This is a genomic window from Streptomyces gelaticus, from assembly GCF_014649535.1.
Taxonomy (GTDB): domain Bacteria; phylum Actinomycetota; class Actinomycetes; order Streptomycetales; family Streptomycetaceae; genus Streptomyces; species Streptomyces gelaticus.
In genome coordinates, this window is the sequence record NZ_BMTF01000063.1 from 1 (window position 1) to 3,174 (window position 3,174).

At 64.4% G+C, this 3,174-nt stretch carries 2 protein-coding genes and 1 pseudogene; 2 read left to right on the forward strand and 1 reads right to left on the reverse strand.

Annotated elements, in window-relative coordinates; translation table 11 throughout:
* Positions 1-509 precede the first annotated feature (509 nt).
* A pseudogene (locus tag IE107_RS36325) lies at positions 510-1,474 on the reverse strand (AraC-like ligand-binding domain-containing protein).
* 28 nt (positions 1,475-1,502) lie between these two features.
* On the opposite strand from IE107_RS36325, the gene IE107_RS35630 reads away from it, so the two are divergent.
* Both IE107_RS35630 and IE107_RS35635 read left to right on the forward strand, forming a co-directional pair.
* Positions 1,503-2,825, forward strand: a complete 1,323-nt coding sequence (locus IE107_RS35630; protein ID WP_229867477.1) for an RHS repeat-associated core domain-containing protein — start codon at positions 1,503-1,505, stop codon at positions 2,823-2,825.
* A 66-nt stretch (positions 2,826-2,891) separates the two neighbouring features.
* Entirely contained in the window at positions 2,892-3,125 is a 234-nt protein-coding gene (locus IE107_RS35635; RefSeq protein ID WP_229867478.1) for a polymorphic toxin-type HINT domain-containing protein, read from the forward strand.
* Positions 3,126-3,174: the final 49 nt, after the last annotated feature.

Sequence of the window (3,174 nt, forward strand, 5' to 3'; positions counted from 1 at the left end):
ACAACCCCCGATGATCACGCGGTGGCCGTACGCGTTCCCAGCCGGGTCTCCCAGCATCGCGAAACCAGACTGGAGTATTAGCCGATCCCTCACCCTTGTCCGCGATGGTGCATGCCTCTGCGGCCCTTCCCCCTATGGGCACGTTGTAGCCTTTATCCCGCAGATACTCCTGACAATCCCACGACCACGCTTGGGCTGGGCTTGCTGTAACAAGCGTTAACGCACCGGCAGCACCGCTTCCTGCGGTGGCAACTATGGTCAGCGTAATGAGGGTTTTGCTGATGCGGTTCGTCTTCGGCTCCCTCTTCAGTAGGTCAGGGACCCCTGGATTCGGCCGGGGCCCTCGGTATGTCCGGTGCCGCCGGCTGTCTACCCGCCACACTTGACTCGCGATCAATCAATGGGTTAGGGACGCCCCGGTATCGGCCCCTTTGTTCATGCACATTCAGGGTATGTGGCAGCAGCTTCGATTTCGTTAGCAGTGAGTGCACACCTACTTGGCGATGCGCCTACTCCGCGATGCGCTGGGCTTGGTGCCGGTACTCCTTGGGGGATGCCGTAGGTCGTGCGGAAGGCGCGGGTGAAGTCGGACGCGCGAGGGAAGCCGCAGTAGGAACCGATGGCGTGGATGGGGGTGGCGCGCATCGTAGGGTCGGCGAGCGCGCGCTCCAGCCGTTGTCAGCGAATCCAGGCAGCGACCGTGTGGTCTTCCCGCTGGAAGAGGCGGTGCAGGTAGCTAGTGGAGATGTGGTGCGCGGCGGCTATGGTGCTCGGGGTCAATTGCGGGTCTTGCAGGTGCTGTTGGACGAAGGCTCGGATGTGTAAGACAGGGTCTGTCGGTGGGTTTCCGGAGGGGTGTCTGCGTCGAGGGCGTGGGCGAACAGTGCAGAGAGGAGGTCGACCACCACGGTCCCCAGGCGGGGTCCGTCGTCGGGTCGGTAGGAGCTGGAGTCTCGGGCCACTTGGGTGAGGAACTGGGCGAGCAGTGTTCCGACGCCCTCACGCCCTGACAGTCGTCGCATGAGCAGTCCGTCAATGGTGTTCTCCGGCAGTGGCAGCAGTTTTCGGGGGACGAAGAGCCCTGTTCCCAGGATGGCGCCCTCGCCGTGGCTGGTGATCGCCCGCATGAGGTGGGGGCGTGAGGTGTCGTGGAGCACCAGGTCGTACGGTTCGTAATTCGCCTCGTGATCGGGGCTGGTGAGTCTCATGGTCCTGCGTAGGGGGAATGAGAGGTGGTACAACTCGGGTCAGACCGCCGAATCAGCTTCCGTGTCCGCCGCAGGGTCATTGGTGAGTGCTCCATCGTCCACAGCTGTACGGCCCCCAGTGCCAGGATGCGCTGCGATGCCGCGAAGTCCGCCGCGTGATCGCTGTCGACCTCGGCCGGCACGTACGTCTGGGAGACATACTCACGCCAGCAGTCGAACCGGCCCGACGCGAGCACGTCCTGTGTACGGAAAGCCTTCTCGGTCAGCTACGACACCTACGACCGGCCCAAGACAGTGACCGGTCCCAACGGCACCGTCAGCTACGACTACGACGCTGCCGACCGCCGCAAGACCATGTCCGCCGGCGGTCAGACGACCGTCTACGGCTTCGACAAGTCCAGCATCCTCACCTCCGTCGTATCAGGCACCCAGGAAGTCGGGTTCGGGCTGGACGCGGTGGGCCGGGAGAAGACGGCCACGATGCCGGGCGGCATCGCCCGCACCACCGGCTACGACAAAACCGGCACCATCAAGTCCATCACCTACGCCCAGGGCGCCAGCAGCATCGGCGACCTGAACTACACCCGCGACGAGCGCGGCCTGCAGACCGGCCTGACCGGAACCTTGGCCAACGTGGCACTGCCCGCGGCCGAGGACGGCACGGTCTTCGGCAAGGACAACCGCATCACCACCTATGGTGGTCGCTCCTTCACCTACGACGCGGACGGCCAGCTTAAGACCGACGGCATCCGCGACTCCACCTGGAACGCACGCGGCCAGCTCTCCGGCCTGACCAAGGCCGGTCAGAGCAGCAGCTTCGGATACGACGCCCTGGGCACCCGCAGCACCAGGACCGTCGGCGGGACGACGAACAAATTCCTCACCGACGGCAGCAACCCGCTGGTCGAACAAGACAGTTCAGGTGACACGACCGCGACCGTGGCCACCTCCGGGCTGGACCAATTCCTCACCCGAACCGAGAACGGCACCACCCAGATTTACCTGACCGACGCCCTCGGCTCAGTGATCGGCCTCGCCAACAGCGACGGCACCATCGCCACGAAATACGCCTACGACCCCAACGGCCAGCCCACCGTCTCCGGAGCAGCCTCCTCCAACCCGTACACCTTCACCGGCCGCGAAAACGACGGCACAGGCCTCCTCTACTACCGCGACCGCTACTACGACCCCGAAACCGGCCGCTTCATCTCCCAAGACCCCATCGGCCAGGCCGGCGGCACCAAACCTCTACCAATACGCCCTGTCCTCACCCACCACCTACACCGACCCCACCGGCAACAACCCCATGATCGCCGCCTGCGCCATCGGCGGACTCATAGACGGCGGACTCGACTGGGCATTCCAGCGACTCTCCGGCCGCAAGGTCAACTGGGGTCAGGTCGGCAACGCCGCCCTGACCGGCTGCATGCTCGGCATGGCCGGCGAAGCCCTGAGCGCCTTCATGGCCGCCAGAAGTTCCCTGCGCGCCGGGAGCTGCCTCGCTCACAACAGCTTCACCGCCGACACCCCGGTCCTCATGGCAGACGGCACAAGCAAGCCGATCAAGGACATCAAGATCGGCGACAAGATTCTCGCCACCGATCCGCAGACCGGTGAAACCGGCCCCGTACCGTCACAGCCCTCATCGAAGGCAACGGGGAGAAACAACTCGTCGACCTCACCATCGACACCGGTCAAACGCAGAACGCGAAGACCGGCAACATCACTGCCACCGACGGCCACCCCTTCTGGGTCCCCTCCCTCCATCAATGGGTAGAGGCTGGAGACCTCAAAGCCGGGCAATGGCTCCAAACGAGCGCTGGCACCTGGGTCCAGATCACCGCCTCCCAGCACCAGACTCAGGCAACGAAGGTCTACAACCTCACCGTTACTGAGGTTGAACTCGTGGTGTCGTAGGGGCTGACGGCTCGTTGCCTGTGCGGTATCACCGGTGCATGCGATATCC